Source organism: Achromobacter spanius (assembly GCF_039673305.1).
Taxonomy (GTDB): domain Bacteria; phylum Pseudomonadota; class Gammaproteobacteria; order Burkholderiales; family Burkholderiaceae_B; genus Achromobacter; species Achromobacter spanius_F.
Genome location: NZ_JBDJLJ010000001.1, coordinates 109,885 through 124,545 on the forward strand (window position 1 = coordinate 109,885; position 14,661 = coordinate 124,545).

A 14,661-nucleotide genomic window follows, 5' to 3' on the forward strand; every position below is an offset into this window, starting at 1 on the left:
TTCAATGCTGCAGAATTTTGGAAAGAAACTGGCGCGTGCGCGGGGCACGCTCCTCCACGTTGCCGAAGAACTGCTCCTTGGCGCAGTCCTCGACGATCTTGCCGCCGTCCATGAAGATCACACGGTCGGCGACGCGGCGGGCGAACCCCATTTCGTGGGTCACCACCATCATCGTCATGCCTTCGCCGGCCAGGTCGGTCATCACGTCCAGCACCTCATTGACCATCTCGGGGTCCAGCGCGGAGGTGGGCTCGTCGAACAGCATCACCACCGGGTCCATCGACAGCGCGCGCGCGATCGCCACGCGCTGCTGCTGGCCGCCGGAGAGCTCGCCGGGATGCTTGTCCTTGTGCGCCGACAGGCCGACGCGCTCCAGCAGCGCCAGCGCACGCTGGCGCGCCTCGTCCTTGCCGCGCTTGAGCACCTTGACCTGGCCCAGGCACAGGTTTTCGGTCACCGACAGGTGCGGAAACAGTTCGAAGTGCTGGAACACCATGCCGGCCACGGCGCGCAGCTTGGGCAGGTTGGTGCGCGGATCGCCCACCGACACGCCGTTGACCACGATCTCGCCCTTCTGGAAGGGTTCCAGCGCATTCACGGTCTTGATCAGCGTCGACTTGCCGGAGCCGGACGGGCCGCACACGACCACGACTTCGCCGCGGCGTACGGTGGTGGAGCATTCGTCCAGGACCTGGAAGTCGCCGTACCACTTGCTGACCTGCCGGATTTCGATCATGGGAGGATTGGAAGTAAGTTGCATCGTTGAACCTGTGGATAACTAGGAGGCCGCGCCGCAGGGCTCAGCGCAGCACCCGCGTGCGCTTTTCCAGCCGCTTGACCAGACGCGATGCCGTGAAGCAGATCACGAAATACACCACCGCCACGAAGAGATAGAGTTCCACCAGCCGCCCGTCGCGCTGCCCGATCTTGGCCGCGGCGCCCAGGAAGTCCGTCAGCGACAGCACGTAGACCAGCGACGTGTCCTGGAACAGGATGATGACGCGCGTCAGCAGCGCCGGCACCATGTTGCGCAAGGCCTGCGGCAGCACCACATAGCGCATGCCCTGCCAGTGGTTCAGGCCCAGCGCCATGCTGGCCGACACCTGGCCGCGGGCGATCGACTGGATGCCCGCCCGCATGATTTCGCAGAAATACGCGGCCTCGAACAGCGTGAACGTGATCACCGCCGAATTGAAGGCGCCCACCCGCAGGGGCGTGGGCGAGCCCACGATCCACGCAGCGATGTACGGCATCAGGAAATAAAACCAGAAGATCACCAGCAGCAGCGGGATCGAACGCATCACGTTCACGTAGATGCCCGCCGGCACCGACAGGAATTTGTAGCGCGACAGCCGCATCATCGCCAGGATCGTGCCCAGCGCCAGGCCCATCACCGCCGCCAGCACCGTCAGCGTCAGCGTGAACGTCATCCCTGTCTGGAACAGGTAGGGCAGCGAGCCCCAGATCACATCAAAATCGAACTTGCCCATGCTAGCGCCCCAATCCCGCGGGGACGTTCCGGGACGCCGACCCGATCAGGCCGGGCACGGCGACATGGCGTTCAAGCATGCGCATGCCCAGCACGACGATGCCGTTGATGATCAGGTAGATCACCGTCGCGGCCGAGAACGCCTCGAAGATATGGAAGCTGAACTCCGCCATGGAACGCGCCTGCCCCGTCAGTTCGAGCAGGCCGATGGTGAGCGCCACCGAAGAGTATTTGATGGTGCCCATGAATTCGGACGTCAAGGGCGGCAGCACGATGCGGTAGGCCTCGGGCAGGATGATGTAGCGGTACACCTGCGCTTCAGTCAGGCCCAGCGCGGTGCCCGCCTGGAACTGCCCGCGCGGCAGCGACTGGATGCCGGCGCGCAACTGCTCGGCCACCCGCGCCGATCCATAGAACCCCAGGCACAGCACGGCGGGCACGAACTGCCCCCACGGCTGCGGCATCTGCTTCATGGCCAGGCCCCAGGCGTGCGGCAGCAGCTCGGGCAGCACGAAGTACCACAGGAACATCTGCACCAGCAGCGGAACGTTGCGGAAGATCTCCACGTAGGTCGCGCCGACGGCATTCATCAGCCGCGACTGCGCCGTGCGCATCACGCCCAGCCAGGACCCCAGCAGCAGCGAGAAAACCCATGCGGTCAGCGCCAGCGCAAGCGTCCAGCCCACGCCGATCAGGATCGTTTCCAGGAAGGTATGCACGCCGTCCGGCGACATCTCCAGGAAGACGCTCCAACTCCAGTTGTAATTCATGCCCAGGCCCTTGATGGCGACGCCGGCCGCGCCGGGCGGCCGGTGTCAAAACTTCGATGTGCGCCGCGGGACGGCAGGCGCCCCGCGCGCAGACTGCTTACTCGTAGGCCTTGGGATCGCCCGAGTCGGTCGGCTTGGCCAGGGCGCGCTTGAGGGCGTCGCTCATGGGGTACTTCAGGTTGATCTGCTTGGGCGGGATCGGCGCATTGAAGTACTTGTCGTACAGCGCGGCGACCTTGCCGGTCTTGATCAGGTCCAGCACGGCGTCGTCCACGACCTTCTTGAAGGCCGGATCGTCCTTGGGCTGCATGATGCCGTAGGGCGCCATTTCCAGGCCCTTGGTGCCGATCACGAAGGCGTCGGGGTTCTTGGACGAGGCCACCGCGCCGTAGGCGATGCCGTCATCATTGGCCGAACCCGCGGCGCGGCCCGATTCCACCATCAGGATGGTTTCGGCCGTGTCCTTGGTGGGCGCCATGGAGATGCCCAGGTTGCCCTGCGCATTGAGCTGAGAGATCAGCTTGAACGTCTGGCCGCCCGCCTGCGCCGCGATGGTCTTGCCGCGGAACGACGCCAGGTCATTGGGGTTCACGCCGCCATCCTTGCGCGCCACCAGCACCACCTGCGCCACGAAGGTCGTGGGCGCGAAGGACACCAGCTTGTGGCGGGCTTCGTTATTGGTGGTATTGCCGCATTCCAGGTCGATCGTGCCGTTGGCCAGCAACGGAATGCGCGTGGCGGACGTCGTGGGGTTGTAGCGGACTTCCAGCTTGGGCAGCTTCAGCGCGGCCTTCACGTAATTGGCCACTTCCTGGCAGATTTCCACCGTGTAGCCGATCGGCTTCTGGTTGCCGTCCAGGTACGCGAACGGCACCGAGGTCTCGGGATGGCCGATGGTCAGAACGCCGGTTTCGCGGATCTTGTCCAGGCGGCTGGGGCCTTCGGCATGGGCGGACGCGGCGCTGCCGAGCAGGGCGGCGGCGACGGAGATCGCGGCAAGTGCTTTCATGTGATTCCCTTGGCGCCGTGCGTGCGGCGCATATTTATGTTTACGATCGGCGGTTCCAGACTGGTTGGCGACCGCCGCGTCCCGCGATGAGCCCCGCGGCTGGCAAAAAGTATCAACTAGCAGTATGGTTTTATCCAGTTCCAATCAGGTATTCCTCTATACGGATTTGATATGGCCATTCCACGGATGGGCTTGCGACACATCGAGGCGTTCCGCGCCGTCATGATGACCGGCTCGATGACGGCCGCGGCGCGGCGCGTGCATACCTCGCAGCCGCACGTTAGCCGCTTAATCGCGCAATTGGAAGCAATCACCCAGTTTCCCTTGTTCGACCGCAACGGCAGCCGCCTGAGCCCCACGCAGGACGGGTCGCGCTTCTTCCAGGAAGTGGAAAAGACCTTCATCGGACTGGCCGGCCTGGAGTCGGCGGCCGCCAGCATCCGTTCGTTCAGCGCCAGCCGCCTGAGCGTGGCGGCCATGCCGCGCCTGGCCGGCGGGCTGCTCGCGCGCATCGTCGCGGCCTTCAAGACGGAATATCCGGACGTCATGGTGGCGATCCATTCCGGAAACGCCAGCACCGTCCACAACTGGATCAGTTCGGGCTTTTGCGATACCGGCCTGGCCATGCTGTCGGGCGACGCCCCCGGCATCCAGGTGGAGCCCGTCCTCACGATGAATTGCGTGGCGGTGATGCCCCGCGGGCACCGCCTGACCAAACTGAAGAAGCTCAAGCCGGCCGACTTCGCCGGCGAACCCTTCATCGCCTTTCCCAGCGGCACGCCGCTGCGGGAACGCATCGACGCCGTTTTCAAGTCCGCCAAGGTCGAGCGTCACACCGTGGCCGAAGCCGGGCTGGGATCGTCGGTATGCGCGCTGGTGGGCGCGGGGCTGGGCGTGGCGCTGATCAACCCCCTGGCCGCGCGCGAGGAATACGAAGCGAACGGCGTCGAGGTCCGCCCGTTCAGCCCGGCGGTGCCGGTCACGGTTGCGCTACTGTACCCGCCGTATCACACGCGCACCCGCCTGGTCACGGTGTTCTCGCGCTATGCGCATCAGCTGATGCAGGAAGAGATGGGGGATCTGAAGGCGCGCCCGCCGCGGTAGCCATACGCTGCGGTGATGAACGTCGAGACGGTGTCTGGAGGTCTTGCGATGAGGTGTCCGACACCCTATGAGACACCGCCGCAAGCCGGCGACCGTCTCCCCAGCGTGTCAGACACCGTTGCCGCAACGGCATGCGGCATTTCGCCGTCACCCTAGGCGGGCGTCACCCGCCCATCACGGTGCAGCATCACAAGCTCACCCGTATCGCCCCGCATGGTCCGTACCGGCTCGCCCTTGTTCCACTGCTCGACAATCGCCGGCGGGCCGTTATAGACGCCCGCCGCCGTCTGCAGGGATTCCGGCGATCCGATCCAGGCGTAGACAGGTTCATGCAGCCAGTCGCCAACGGCGCTCGCCACGCCCACGTAGAGGCCGTCCACGTTGTGAGGGCAAGGCGCCTCGCCCGCGTGCAGCACCAGCCACCCATACCCGCCGTCCCACGCCAGCCCGAACGTCAGCACATGCCGGCAGGCCAGCACCTCGCGGCCCTCGGCCATGTCGTAGACGCCCTCCGCCCACGTCTCGTCGCCATCGTCATCGCGACCCACGTTCGCCAGGATCCGCGCATATCGCCCCGCCTGACCATCTGGCGCGGGCTCCAGGATGCCAGGCCGTGCCGACGGCAGCCAGCTCACCTCGCCGAGATCGCTGTAAACCATCGGCACCCGCACGACGCCTTCGCCATCCACCACGCCGCGTCGCGCATCCTGCGTCAGCACGCTAATCCGCATCAAGCCGTTTTTCCACGGCTCGGCGGCATCCGCCGCGGTATCCAGCGGCGCCAGCGCGGCAAAGCTCGCGTCCAGCACCGGGCGCCCCGACGCGTCGATCAGCCCCTGCATCCCATCACGCTCGGTGATGAACGCATGCAGGTCCTCGTCCCAATAAACGTCGTCCCACTCGGGCGCCGCCACCCAATCGCCACGCCGGTCGACGAGACCCCACGCCTGCGCCTCGAACGCGGGCGCCAGGCCCCCGGGGCAGAACGACCCCGCGTCCTCAAAGCGAGGCGTGATCGCCCAGCCGCCCGACTTATCCACAAAGCCCAGCCGATCCCCCACACGCGCCACCACCAGGCCTTGCGCGCAGTTCCAGGCCTCGTCCAGCGACGGCGGCAGGATTTCATGGCCATCCGCGGCGATCAGACCGACCTTGTCGTCGACCTGGACGCTCGCCACGTCTTCTTCAAAATCCCACACCGCGTCAAAGCGCGGCGCCACCAGCACGCGCGCGACGTTCTCCGCGACCTGCAGCAGCCCGGTGCGTCCTTCGCGGCTTATCCACAGCACGCCTTCATCGGACGCGCCGCTGGGCCAGATCGCATCCCACTGAGGCGCCATCACCGGCAGCCAGCAATCGTCGTCGTCGTCGGATCCGGATTCCGGATCGACCGCCCGCAGCCCCCACAAGTTGTCCACACGGTAGCGGTACAACCCGCCGCCGAGCCACGCGCCCTCATCGTCGCCACCCTCGGCCACGTAGTCCTCGAAACTGACCGTGCGAGCCGGCTCCTGTTCATGAAAGTAGGAATGCGACAGCCCGCCAAAGCCAAAGCGCCAGGCCCAGCCGGAGTCGTCGCCGGCGTCCTGCACGTCCAGCAGCTGGCAGATGGCGGCCACGTCGCCCGCCCGCATGCCTTGCTGCAACGCGTGCCAGCGTTCGTCGCACAGAGTTCGTGTCTGGTGAACGTAAGCCTGCGCGCCGCCCGCGTGCAGCCACGACAGTTCATTCAGATTCGCGCTTATCCACAACTCGCCTTCGCCGTCGTGTTCATCGATCAGCTCGTCCAGGTACCGCACGGCAGCATCGAACTGCAACACCAGCGGCGCATCGTCACGCTCCGCGTGCGACCGCATGAACGCCGCCAATTCACCCAGACGCGCGCAGGCGGCACGCGCATCGGCGGCAATGCCCGCTCCGTCGCCGTCGACATCACCAAGGAGGTCCTGGTCATCGGGCGCCGCACCGGGCTCGCCATTGGCCAGCAGCACCTGCCACAACGTCGGCAGGTTGCCGTTCGCGCTCGCGATCTCCGAGGGCGGCGCGCCTTCATCCTCGTCCGAGCACAGATACAGCCAGGCCCGATTTCCCATCTTCACTTCCTTTTATTGCAGAGGCGCCCGGGGCGCGTGATTGGTGACACCCGATCGCCGGATCCGGAAAGCCGAAGGCCAGCCCGGATCGGGCTGGCCTTCGATGTGCAATCACCTTCAATCCGCACGGCCTGTCGTCAGGTCTTCCTGACCGAAGTGTATTCGCGAATTCGCCGCGGGCGGATCTGCTGGCGTTCATTCAACCCGCGCTGCCGCCACCACCTGAGACGCAGCCAGCGCAACCGCCTTCTCAAAATTCTTGCCGTTTTCATTGGCAATGGCCTCTGCCAGTTTCATCATCATGGACATCAAAGACGAGTTCAACACCGCCACTTTCACCTGAAGGGCGGCCGTCAGCGCCGCCTTCTGCTTTTCATCCATGGTGGCTGACTGAACATCGCGCAACTCCTCCAGCGCTTGCGCAAGCTGCTTCTCCAATTGCGCGATCTGCTCCCTGAGCGACTCAAGCGATTCGCCTCCGTTCTTGGCGGGATCAGACTCCTGGCTCTGTTGCGCCGCCGACGTGTCGGCCGACGACGCGTCAGCATTTGTCTGCGACTCCGGCTCCGTGGCGCTGACTTCATTCACTTGAGTAGCGGGAGGGGGAGAGGGGGGTTCGTACCGCGAAACGACTGGCGTCGAACTGGCACTGCCGATCTCTACTATCATTTTTGGTGTCTCTGAAAATGCGGCTCGGAAAGCGGTTGAGGCGAACGCTCCCGCACTCGTCCGAACCACAGTCAAGGCAAAGGCATCCTGCAACACGCCAAAAATTCTAGTAGCGGGTCCGGGAAGCCAATGGCCGTTCTGCGCCACGGTGATTGCCTGGTTGCGCCACCTCTGGCTGCAGCCCCCGACCCTGACATCAGCGGCGCGGGCTCTCCACGACATGCCGGTGGCGAACCTAGGCCTGCCGGCGAAACTCGCCGGGCGTCAGCCCGCAGAACAGACGAAACTGCCTGACAAAATGCGATGCATCGCTATAGCCGCACCTGCGGCCAATCTCCGCGACACTCAAGGCGCGAAAGACACGACTGGAGAGCATTCGCTTCGCCGTCTCCAGGCGTATCTCGGCGATCGTCCGCGGAATTGATATCCGTAATCCGGACGTGTGCCGATACAAGGTACGCACGGAGATGCCCAGATCTGCCGCCACGTCTGCAGCCTTGAGATGGGATTCAACATGGCGGTCGAGCAGAACCTTCGTGATGCGTTCATACACACTTCTGGCGGCGCTGCGTGTCATGTCCGGAGCCTCCTCCACAGCAAGGCCGACGAGGGCGCCGAGTTGATCGACGAGCGTGCCCTGCATATCAACCGCTGCGCTCGCAAACTGCGAACATAGCTGCCGGACAAACGCGCATAACACACGAGACCAGCCCGTCGACGCATCCAATCGCACGCCGACGTGATCCTCAGGATCGGCTATCCACAGGCTGATCCAGGTGCTCGGAAAGCCCAGGGTAAAGACCTCCGAGTCATCCGGCAGGCGCAGCGTGTATTCCCGGCGGGAACTCAACAGAACAAGATCTTCAGGCTGCAAGCGTTGCGCCCGGCCACGAGTTCCCAACGACCACATGGCGCGGTATGACCCAACGAGGAAATAGCGCTCATGACGATCTTTGGCGATGTTGGCCGCAGTACGCCGGACCGTCACGCCCACGTTGGTTTCGGTCTTGCTGATGCGCAACACACCCATCTCACGCGATCGAAGTTCCGCCCGAAAGTGCGCATCGTCCGGGATGGTGATGTCGACCTTGTCGATTGACTGGCCGACCGCGTCCATCCAGTAATTCTTTTTGTGCGTCGCGGGAACGGTATCGGTCGACCACAACTGGACCAAGGCATCTGGATCATTCATGGGAAATTTCGTCTTGCCAACATCGGCATGCGCATCGCGCGGATGATCCCGCGCACCGCATGCCCGCTGCGCGCCTCAAGCCGTAACGACCTTGCTTCTGGGGTCATCCATGATCTGCCGCGCGACTTCATACCGGATTCCCTGCCGATCCAGAATCCGGACATGCTTGACGACATGCGCCAGCGCCGCAAGAAACGAAGGCGCGTGTTCGTGACGCTCGTAGGCCGCCTCATCCGCCCAGCCTTCCACCAGATGAAACAGGTTGGCGTCAGTCAGATCCGCGGCAAAGGCGTAATAGACGCAACCGGGCATTTTTCGGGCGGCCACCATGTCGGGAATGACGGCGTCAATGAATGACTGCCGGTCTTGCGGATGCACGCGGTAATAGGCCGCCACCACCACCGCTGTCGGCAGGTCTTTGTCATGGTCGGCTGGAGACTGGCCATGGTCGGGGAACTGGGCGCCGTAGGCGCCGGGTTGATGGGAGAGGTTCATATCAATCCTGTCGATGGTTCGTGTGACGGTTCACTGACCGGGATGCTTGGGATTCCACAGCCTGAGGCGGCTGCGGCGCTCGTATCCCTTGCCATTCGGGTAGCTGACGAGTTCCATGTCTGAACCCCAAGGCGAGCGAAAATGGACCCATGTCTCCCCTTCGGTATCGCCCGATGTCATCGTGACGGGTTTACCCAAAATGGTGATGCCTTGGGCCTTCAGATAAGACACCGCGCCCTCGATATCGTCGGTGTAGAACGCGATATGCGAGGCGCCGATATCCTCGGCACGAGGCATGGTCTTGCTGCCCCGCGAATTCTTGTATTCGAACAACTCGATGTTCGACCCTGCTCCGCAACGCAGCATGGCAATCGTGACGCTATCGGCGCGGGGCGCGAAGCCCGCAGCATCGGCCGGCGCCGACGGATCCAGCTGAAATGGCCCGATTCGGGTCACGGGTTCGCATCCGAAAGCGCTATCGAAGAAGGCCTCCGCCTGCTTCAGGTCGGGCACGTTGATACCCACGTGATCCACACCCGCGACCCGGATGCCAGCCGCCTGCGATGCCCCGCCTGCCAGAACGCCAATCGCGATGAAGCAAGAAGCCAGTAGTTTCATGATGCGTATCCCTCTTACGGACGATCGAGAAAGACGTGGGCACTCGCAAGCTTGCCGTCTTTGATGGTGAAGATGTCTTCGCCGTGCACCTGATCCGGATTGCTGCGCGGACCATAGCTCCAGACCACGCGGCCGACACCATGATTCCAAGTAATCGGCGCGGGCGAGAACCGGAATCCCGCATGGGCGCCTTGCAACTGCGCAATCAGGCGGTTCACTTCCGCGTAACCCGTAGCGACGCCGCTTTGATCGGCCACGAAGAAATCTTGCGTGTACACCTGGTCAAACTTCAATTCGCGGGAGTCGGAATTCGCGTCGTTCCATATCGAAAAATGGATGTCGATCAAGCGTTGCGCCACATCGGCGGCGTCGTGCATGTCGGGTTTCATGGGTGATATTTCCTGTGCGTGCGTATAAGGCGCGCCGCACATCGCAGCCAGCGCCAGTACGCAATGAGTCAAGGATTTCATGCTTGGGATGTCGCTATCGGAAGCGCAATGCGCTCAGACCTGCGCCATCCCGCCGTCGACAAACAGCTCGATGCCATTGACGAAGCTCGCCGCGTCGGAAGCCAGAAACGCCACGGCCTTGCCGATCTCTTGGGGTTCACCCAGGCGGCCCAGCGGCACCTGCGCGGCCAGATGATCGAACAGCCCCTGGCGGGCTTCGTCGGGAACCAGGCCGCCCAGGCCCGGCGTGCGGATCGGGCCGGGGCTCACGACGTTCACGCGGATGCCGCGCGGCTTCAGATCCAGTGCCCATGAGCGCGCGAAGTTGCGCACCGCCGCCTTGCTGGCGCTATACACGCTGAAATTTTCCGTGCCCTGGATCGATACGGTCGACGCGGTCAGGATTACGGAGGCGCCATCGACCAGCAACGGCAAGGCCTTTTGCACGGTGAACAAGGTGCCGCGCACGTTGGTGCCGAAGATGCGATCGAAATGCTCTTCCGTGATCGCGCCCAGGGGCATCATGTCGCCGCCGCCCGCGTTGGCGAACAGGATGTCGAGCTTGCCAGCGCTCTTGGCGATCTGGGCGTAAACGGCGTCCAGATCGCTCAACACCGACGCGTCGGCACGGATGCCCGTCGCCGCGACGCCGATGCTGGCCACGGCGGCGTCAAGTTCGGCCTGGCGGCGTCCGGTGATGAAGACGCGCGCACCCTGCGCGGCCAGTTCCTGGGCGGTCGCCAGGCCGATGCCCGTGGTGCCGCCGGTGACGAGTGCGATCTTGCCGTTGAGTTGCTGATTCATGACGAGCTCCAATTACCTGATAAGGAAGTTGTCAGTCAGCCGGCTAGGGAGGGAAGTCCCCTGAAACGCCGTGTTGACTGGGCATGGAGCTACTGTAGGCGTGCGGAAATAATGAATAAACCCTGCAAAATTGAAATAACTATCCATATTTATGGATAATCCGCGCGCTTGAGGGCAATACGCTGGGCATCGACGCCGTGTCAGCGTGGGTTCGAGACGCCGGGCACCAAAGAAAAAGGGGCTGCAAAAGCAGCCCCTTGTACGAACGCCGGATATCCCAAGAAAACTAGGTATTCACGGGATTCAACAGGATCAAGCGTCGATATTGCCCGCCGACAGCGCGTGCGTCTCGATGAAGTTGCGGCGCGGTTCGACGTCGTCGCCCATCAGCGTGGTGAAGACCTCATCGGCCGCGATGGCGTCCTCGATCTGCACGCGCAAGAGGCGGCGCACCTTCGGGTCCATCGTGGTTTCCCACAGCTGTTCCGGGTTCATTTCGCCCAGGCCCTTGTAGCGCTGCTTGGAGATGCTGCGGTCGGCTTCGCTGCGCAGCCACTGCATGGCTTCGCGGAAGTCCGACACGCTCTGTTCCTTGCGCTTTTCGCCTTCGCCGCGCGCGGCCAGCGAACGCGCGCCGACCTTGCCCAGGAAGCTCTTGGCGGCCTTGGACAGGATGGCGTAGTCCGAACCGTTGACGAAGTCGGCATCGATGATGCTGACGCGCACGTTGCCGTGGTGCATGCGTTGCACCGACAGGCGATGGCGCTCGGTGGCCTCGTCGAACTGCGCAACGACTTCCACGCCGTTGCCGTTGATGGGATCGCGCATGGCATCGGCCAGGCGCTTGGCCGAATCCGCGGTCGATTCGGCGGATTCCAGGTTGATCTCCACGCCTTCCGCCATGGCGGACAAGGCGCCCACGTCGAACACGCGCGACAGGCGCGCAATGACGCCGTCGGCCGCCACGTACTGGCGGGCCAGGTCGTTGAGCTCTTCGCCGCGGATGATGTTGCCGCCCGAGATGATCTCGGCATCCTTCAGGGCCAGCGACAGCATGAACTGCGCTTCTTCCTGGTCATCCTTCAGATAGCGCTCTTCGCGGCCGACCTTCACCTTGTACAGCGGCGGCTGGGCGATATACACGTAGCCGCGCTGCACCAGTTCAGGCATCTGGCGATACAGCAGCGTGAGCAACAGGGTGCGGATGTGCGCGCCGTCCACGTCCGCGTCAGTCATGATGATGAGGCGGTGGTAGCGCAGCTTGTCCACATTGAAGTCGGGGCCGATGCTGGTGCCCAGGGCCGTGATCAGCGTGGCGATCTGCTCGCTGGCGATCAGGCGGTCAAAGCGCGCCTTTTCGACGTTCAGCACCTTGCCGCGCAGCGGCAAAATGGCCTGGAACTTGCGGTCGCGGCCTTGCTTGGCCGAGCCGCCTGCGGAGTCGCCCTCGACGATGTACAGCTCGCACAGGGCCGGGTCCTTTTCCTGGCAGTCTGCCAGCTTGCCGGGCAGGCCGGCGCCTTCCAGAACGCTCTTGCGACGCGTCATTTCGCGCGCCTTGCGCGCGGCTTCACGGGCGCGGGCGGCTTCGACGATCTTGTTGCACAGGGCCTTGGCGTCGTTCGGATGCTCGAGCAGCCAGGTTTCCAGCGTGCGGGCCACGGCTTCTTCAACGGCCGGACGCACTTCGCTGGACACCAGCTTGTCCTTGGTCTGGCTGCTGAACTTGGGCTCGGGCACCTTCACCGACAGCACGCAGGCCAGGCCTTCGCGCATGTCGTCGCCGGACGTCTCGACCTTCGCTTTCTTGGCCAGCTCGTTGTCGGTGATGTACTTGTTGATGATGCGCGTCATCGCGGCGCGCAGGCCGGTCAGGTGCGAACCGCCGTCGCGCTGCGGGATGTTGTTGGTGAAGCACAGCACGCTTTCGCTGTAGCTGTCGTTCCACTGCATCGCCACTTCCACGCCGACAGACACGCCGCCTGCCGACGACTCGGTGCTGACCGAGAACACGTTCGGGTGCAGCACGGTCTTGGCGCGGTTGATGTATTCGACGAAGCCCTTCACGCCGCCGGAAAAGGCAAAGTTCTCTTCCTTGCCCTGGCGCTGGTCGATCAGGCGGATCTTCACGCCGTTGTTCAGGAACGAGAGCTCGCGCAGGCGCTTGGAGAGGATCTCGTAGTGGTACTCGATGTTGTTGAAGATGATCGGGTCGGCCAGGAAGCGCACTTCGGTGCCGCGCTTGTCGGTCGTGCCGGTCACGGCCAGCGGCGCGACGCGCTCGCCCTGGCGGAATTCCATCTGGTGCACTTCGCCGTTGCGGCGGATGGTCAGGCGCAGCCATTCGGACAGGGCGTTCACGCAAGACACGCCCACGCCGTGCAGGCCGCCCGACACCTTGTACGAGTTCTGGTCGAACTTGCCGCCGGCGTGCAGTTCGGTCATGACGATTTCCGCCGCGCTGCGATGGAATTCGTCGTCCTTGTGGATATCGGTCGGGATGCCGCGGCCGTTATCGGTGACGGAAATGGAGTTGTCGGTGTGGATCGTGACGACGATGTCGTCGCAATAGCCGGCCAGGGCTTCGTCGATGGCGTTATCCACAACTTCAAACACCATGTGGTGCAAGCCGGTGCCGTCGGACGTGTCGCCGATATACATGCCGGGGCGCTTGCGCACGGCCTCCAGCCCCTTGAGCATCTTGATCGAGTCAGCGCCGTAGCCGCTGGTCTCGGGAGTGGTGTTCTGCTGATCTGACATGTCTGTATCGATAACGCTTTAAAGAACGGCCTGGCGGCCGGACCGCCCGCGAACCGTCCGGTCCGCAAGCGGCACAAACCCACAAATGGGGCGCGGATCAGATCCGCATGGGCATGACGACGTACTTGAACTGGTCGTCTTCGGGCAGGGTGATGAGCGCGGACGCGTTGGCGTCGGGCATGACCGACCACTGGATATTGTCGACTTTCACGTTGGCCAGCACGTCAAGCAGATAGCCCACGTTAAAGCCCACGTCCAGCGCTTCGTGGCCGTAGTCGATGTCGATCTCTTCCTGCGCCTCTTCCTGCTCGGCGTTCGAAGACGAGATCTTCATCTGGTTCTGCGCCAGTTGCAGGCGCACGCCCTTGAACTTGTCCGTGGTCAGGATGGCGGCGCGCTGCAGGCTGCCCTGGAGCGCTTCGCGCCCGACCAGGAAGTGGCGCGTGTAGTTCGTGGGAATCACACGCGTGAAATCGGGGAATTTGCCTTCGACCAGCTTGGACACAAGTTCCACGTCGCCGAAGCGGAAGCGGATCTGGCCCGGCGCCACGTCGATGGAGACCACTTCGTCGGAGTCTTCCAGCAGGCGCTGCATTTCCAGCACGGTCTTGCGCGGCACGATCACTTCGTGGCGTTCGGCGATGCCGTCGGCTTCGGTGGAGCAGTGCGCCAGACGGTGGCCGTCGGTGGCGACGGCGCGCACGCGGCCCGGCTCGAACACCAGCAGCATGCCGTTCAGGTAGTAGCGGATGTCCTGCTGGGCCATGGCGAAGTGCACCATGTTGAACAGGTGGCGCAGGGTGCGTTGCGGCATGGTCAGCGATACGTCCCACTGCTCGGGCTGAGCGACGGTGGGGAACTCGCTGGCGGCCAGCGTCTGCAGCGCAAAGCGGCTCTTGGCCGACTGCACCGACAGCTTGTTGCTTGCCAGGGCCAGGCGCACATCGCCCGTGTCCGGCAGCGCCTTCAGGATGTCCAGCAGCTTGCGCGCGGCCACCGTGGTGGACTCGTTGTCCTGGCCCACGCCGAAGTCGGCGTGCGTGGTGATCTGCACTTCCAGGTCGGTCGCAATGAAGGCAACCTTGTTGCCTTCCTTGCGCATCAGGATGTTCGCAAGAATGGGCAGGGTATGGCGTCTTTCGACGATGCCCGCCACAGTCGACAGCGGTTTCAGCAATGCATCGCGTGTGGTTTGTACGAGTTGCATGT

14 protein-coding genes are annotated in these 14,661 nt (G+C 63.7%); 1 reads left to right on the top strand and 13 read right to left on the bottom strand.

Annotated elements, in window-relative coordinates; all coding sequences use genetic code 11:
• Nucleotide 1: 1 nt before the first annotated feature.
• The 4 genes from ABE485_RS00540 to ABE485_RS00555 all read right to left on the bottom strand — a co-directional run bounded on the left by ABE485_RS00540 (nucleotide 2) and on the right by ABE485_RS00555 (nucleotide 3,268).
• Complete coding sequence (locus ABE485_RS00540) at nucleotides 2-736, bottom strand: amino acid ABC transporter ATP-binding protein (protein ID WP_346513085.1); 735 nt, start codon at nucleotides 734-736, stop codon at nucleotides 2-4.
• Between the two features lie 64 nt (nucleotides 737-800).
• Nucleotides 801-1,490, bottom strand: a complete 690-nt coding sequence (locus ABE485_RS00545; protein WP_346512717.1) for an amino acid ABC transporter permease — start codon at nucleotides 1,488-1,490, stop codon at nucleotides 801-803.
• Between the two features lies 1 nt (nucleotide 1,491).
• On the bottom strand, nucleotides 1,492-2,259 hold the full coding sequence (locus tag ABE485_RS00550) for an amino acid ABC transporter permease (protein ID WP_346512719.1): 768 nt from the start codon (nucleotides 2,257-2,259) through the stop codon (nucleotides 1,492-1,494).
• Nucleotides 2,260-2,356: 97 nt separating this feature from the next.
• Nucleotides 2,357-3,268 carry an amino acid ABC transporter substrate-binding protein gene (locus tag ABE485_RS00555; protein WP_346512720.1) on the bottom strand — a complete coding sequence of 304 codons (912 nt, stop codon included), beginning with the start codon at nucleotides 3,266-3,268 and terminating at the stop codon, nucleotides 2,357-2,359.
• 171 nt (nucleotides 3,269-3,439) lie between these two features.
• Between ABE485_RS00555 and ABE485_RS00560 the strand changes: the two genes are divergently transcribed.
• The gene (locus ABE485_RS00560; protein ID WP_346512722.1) at nucleotides 3,440-4,372 is read left to right on the top strand and encodes a LysR substrate-binding domain-containing protein; all 933 of its coding nucleotides are present in this window, start codon (nucleotides 3,440-3,442) and stop codon (nucleotides 4,370-4,372) included.
• A gap of 152 nt (nucleotides 4,373-4,524) precedes the next feature.
• On the opposite strand, the gene ABE485_RS00565 is transcribed toward ABE485_RS00560, so the two are convergent.
• The 9 genes from ABE485_RS00565 to dnaN form a co-directional block, all read right to left on the bottom strand.
• On the bottom strand, nucleotides 4,525-6,465 hold the full coding sequence (locus ABE485_RS00565; RefSeq protein ID WP_346512723.1) for a WG repeat-containing protein: 1,941 nt from the start codon (nucleotides 6,463-6,465) through the stop codon (nucleotides 4,525-4,527).
• 195 nt (nucleotides 6,466-6,660) lie between these two features.
• Nucleotides 6,661-7,053 (bottom strand): hypothetical protein, encoded by a 393-nt coding sequence (locus ABE485_RS00570; protein ID WP_346512725.1) that lies wholly within the window; start codon nucleotides 7,051-7,053, stop codon nucleotides 6,661-6,663.
• Nucleotides 7,054-7,369: 316 nt separating this feature from the next.
• On the bottom strand, nucleotides 7,370-8,326 hold the full coding sequence (locus ABE485_RS00575; RefSeq protein WP_346512727.1) for a helix-turn-helix domain-containing protein: 957 nt from the start codon (nucleotides 8,324-8,326) through the stop codon (nucleotides 7,370-7,372).
• Nucleotides 8,327-8,401: 75 nt separating this feature from the next.
• The gene (locus tag ABE485_RS00580) at nucleotides 8,402-8,821 is read right to left on the bottom strand and encodes a putative quinol monooxygenase (protein WP_346512728.1); all 420 of its coding nucleotides are present in this window, start codon (nucleotides 8,819-8,821) and stop codon (nucleotides 8,402-8,404) included.
• Between the two features lie 30 nt (nucleotides 8,822-8,851).
• Entirely contained in the window at nucleotides 8,852-9,439 is a 588-nt protein-coding gene (locus ABE485_RS00585; RefSeq protein WP_346512730.1) for a VOC family protein, read from the bottom strand.
• A gap of 14 nt (nucleotides 9,440-9,453) precedes the next feature.
• Entirely contained in the window at nucleotides 9,454-9,828 is a 375-nt protein-coding gene (locus tag ABE485_RS00590) for a nuclear transport factor 2 family protein (RefSeq protein ID WP_346512731.1), read from the bottom strand.
• 114 nt (nucleotides 9,829-9,942) lie between these two features.
• Nucleotides 9,943-10,692, bottom strand: a complete 750-nt coding sequence (locus tag ABE485_RS00595; protein ID WP_346512732.1) for an SDR family NAD(P)-dependent oxidoreductase — start codon at nucleotides 10,690-10,692, stop codon at nucleotides 9,943-9,945.
• Nucleotides 10,693-11,004: 312 nt separating this feature from the next.
• On the bottom strand, nucleotides 11,005-13,452 hold the full coding sequence (gene gyrB / locus ABE485_RS00600; RefSeq protein WP_346512734.1) for a DNA topoisomerase (ATP-hydrolyzing) subunit B: 2,448 nt from the start codon (nucleotides 13,450-13,452) through the stop codon (nucleotides 11,005-11,007).
• A gap of 97 nt (nucleotides 13,453-13,549) precedes the next feature.
• Nucleotides 13,550-14,659 carry a DNA polymerase III subunit beta gene (gene dnaN / locus ABE485_RS00605; protein ID WP_171666047.1) on the bottom strand — a complete coding sequence of 370 codons (1,110 nt, stop codon included), beginning with the start codon at nucleotides 14,657-14,659 and terminating at the stop codon, nucleotides 13,550-13,552.
• Between the last annotated feature and the right edge of the window lie 2 nt (nucleotides 14,660-14,661).

Coding starts and splice junctions, on each gene's coding strand:
- ABE485_RS00540 (WP_346513085.1), bottom strand. CDS start 736: ATGATCGAAATCCGGCAGGTCAGCAAGTGGTACGGCGACTTCCAGGTC.
- ABE485_RS00545 (WP_346512717.1), bottom strand. CDS start 1,490: ATGGGCAAGTTCGATTTTGATGTGATCTGGGGCTCGCTGCCCTACCTG.
- ABE485_RS00550 (WP_346512719.1), bottom strand. CDS start 2,259: ATGAATTACAACTGGAGTTGGAGCGTCTTCCTGGAGATGTCGCCGGAC.
- ABE485_RS00555 (WP_346512720.1), bottom strand. CDS start 3,268: ATGAAAGCACTTGCCGCGATCTCCGTCGCCGCCGCCCTGCTCGGCAGC.
- ABE485_RS00560 (WP_346512722.1), top strand. CDS start 3,440: ATGGCCATTCCACGGATGGGCTTGCGACACATCGAGGCGTTCCGCGCC.
- ABE485_RS00565 (WP_346512723.1), bottom strand. CDS start 6,465: ATGGGAAATCGGGCCTGGCTGTATCTGTGCTCGGACGAGGATGAAGGC.
- ABE485_RS00575 (WP_346512727.1), bottom strand. CDS start 8,326: ATGAATGATCCAGATGCCTTGGTCCAGTTGTGGTCGACCGATACCGTT.
- ABE485_RS00580 (WP_346512728.1), bottom strand. CDS start 8,821: ATGAACCTCTCCCATCAACCCGGCGCCTACGGCGCCCAGTTCCCCGAC.
- ABE485_RS00585 (WP_346512730.1), bottom strand. CDS start 9,439: ATGAAACTACTGGCTTCTTGCTTCATCGCGATTGGCGTTCTGGCAGGC.
- ABE485_RS00590 (WP_346512731.1), bottom strand. CDS start 9,828: ATGAAACCCGACATGCACGACGCCGCCGATGTGGCGCAACGCTTGATC.
- ABE485_RS00595 (WP_346512732.1), bottom strand. CDS start 10,692: ATGAATCAGCAACTCAACGGCAAGATCGCACTCGTCACCGGCGGCACC.
- gyrB (WP_346512734.1), bottom strand. CDS start 13,452: ATGTCAGATCAGCAGAACACCACTCCCGAGACCAGCGGCTACGGCGCT.
- dnaN (WP_171666047.1), bottom strand. CDS start 14,659: ATGCAACTCGTACAAACCACACGCGATGCATTGCTGAAACCGCTGTCG.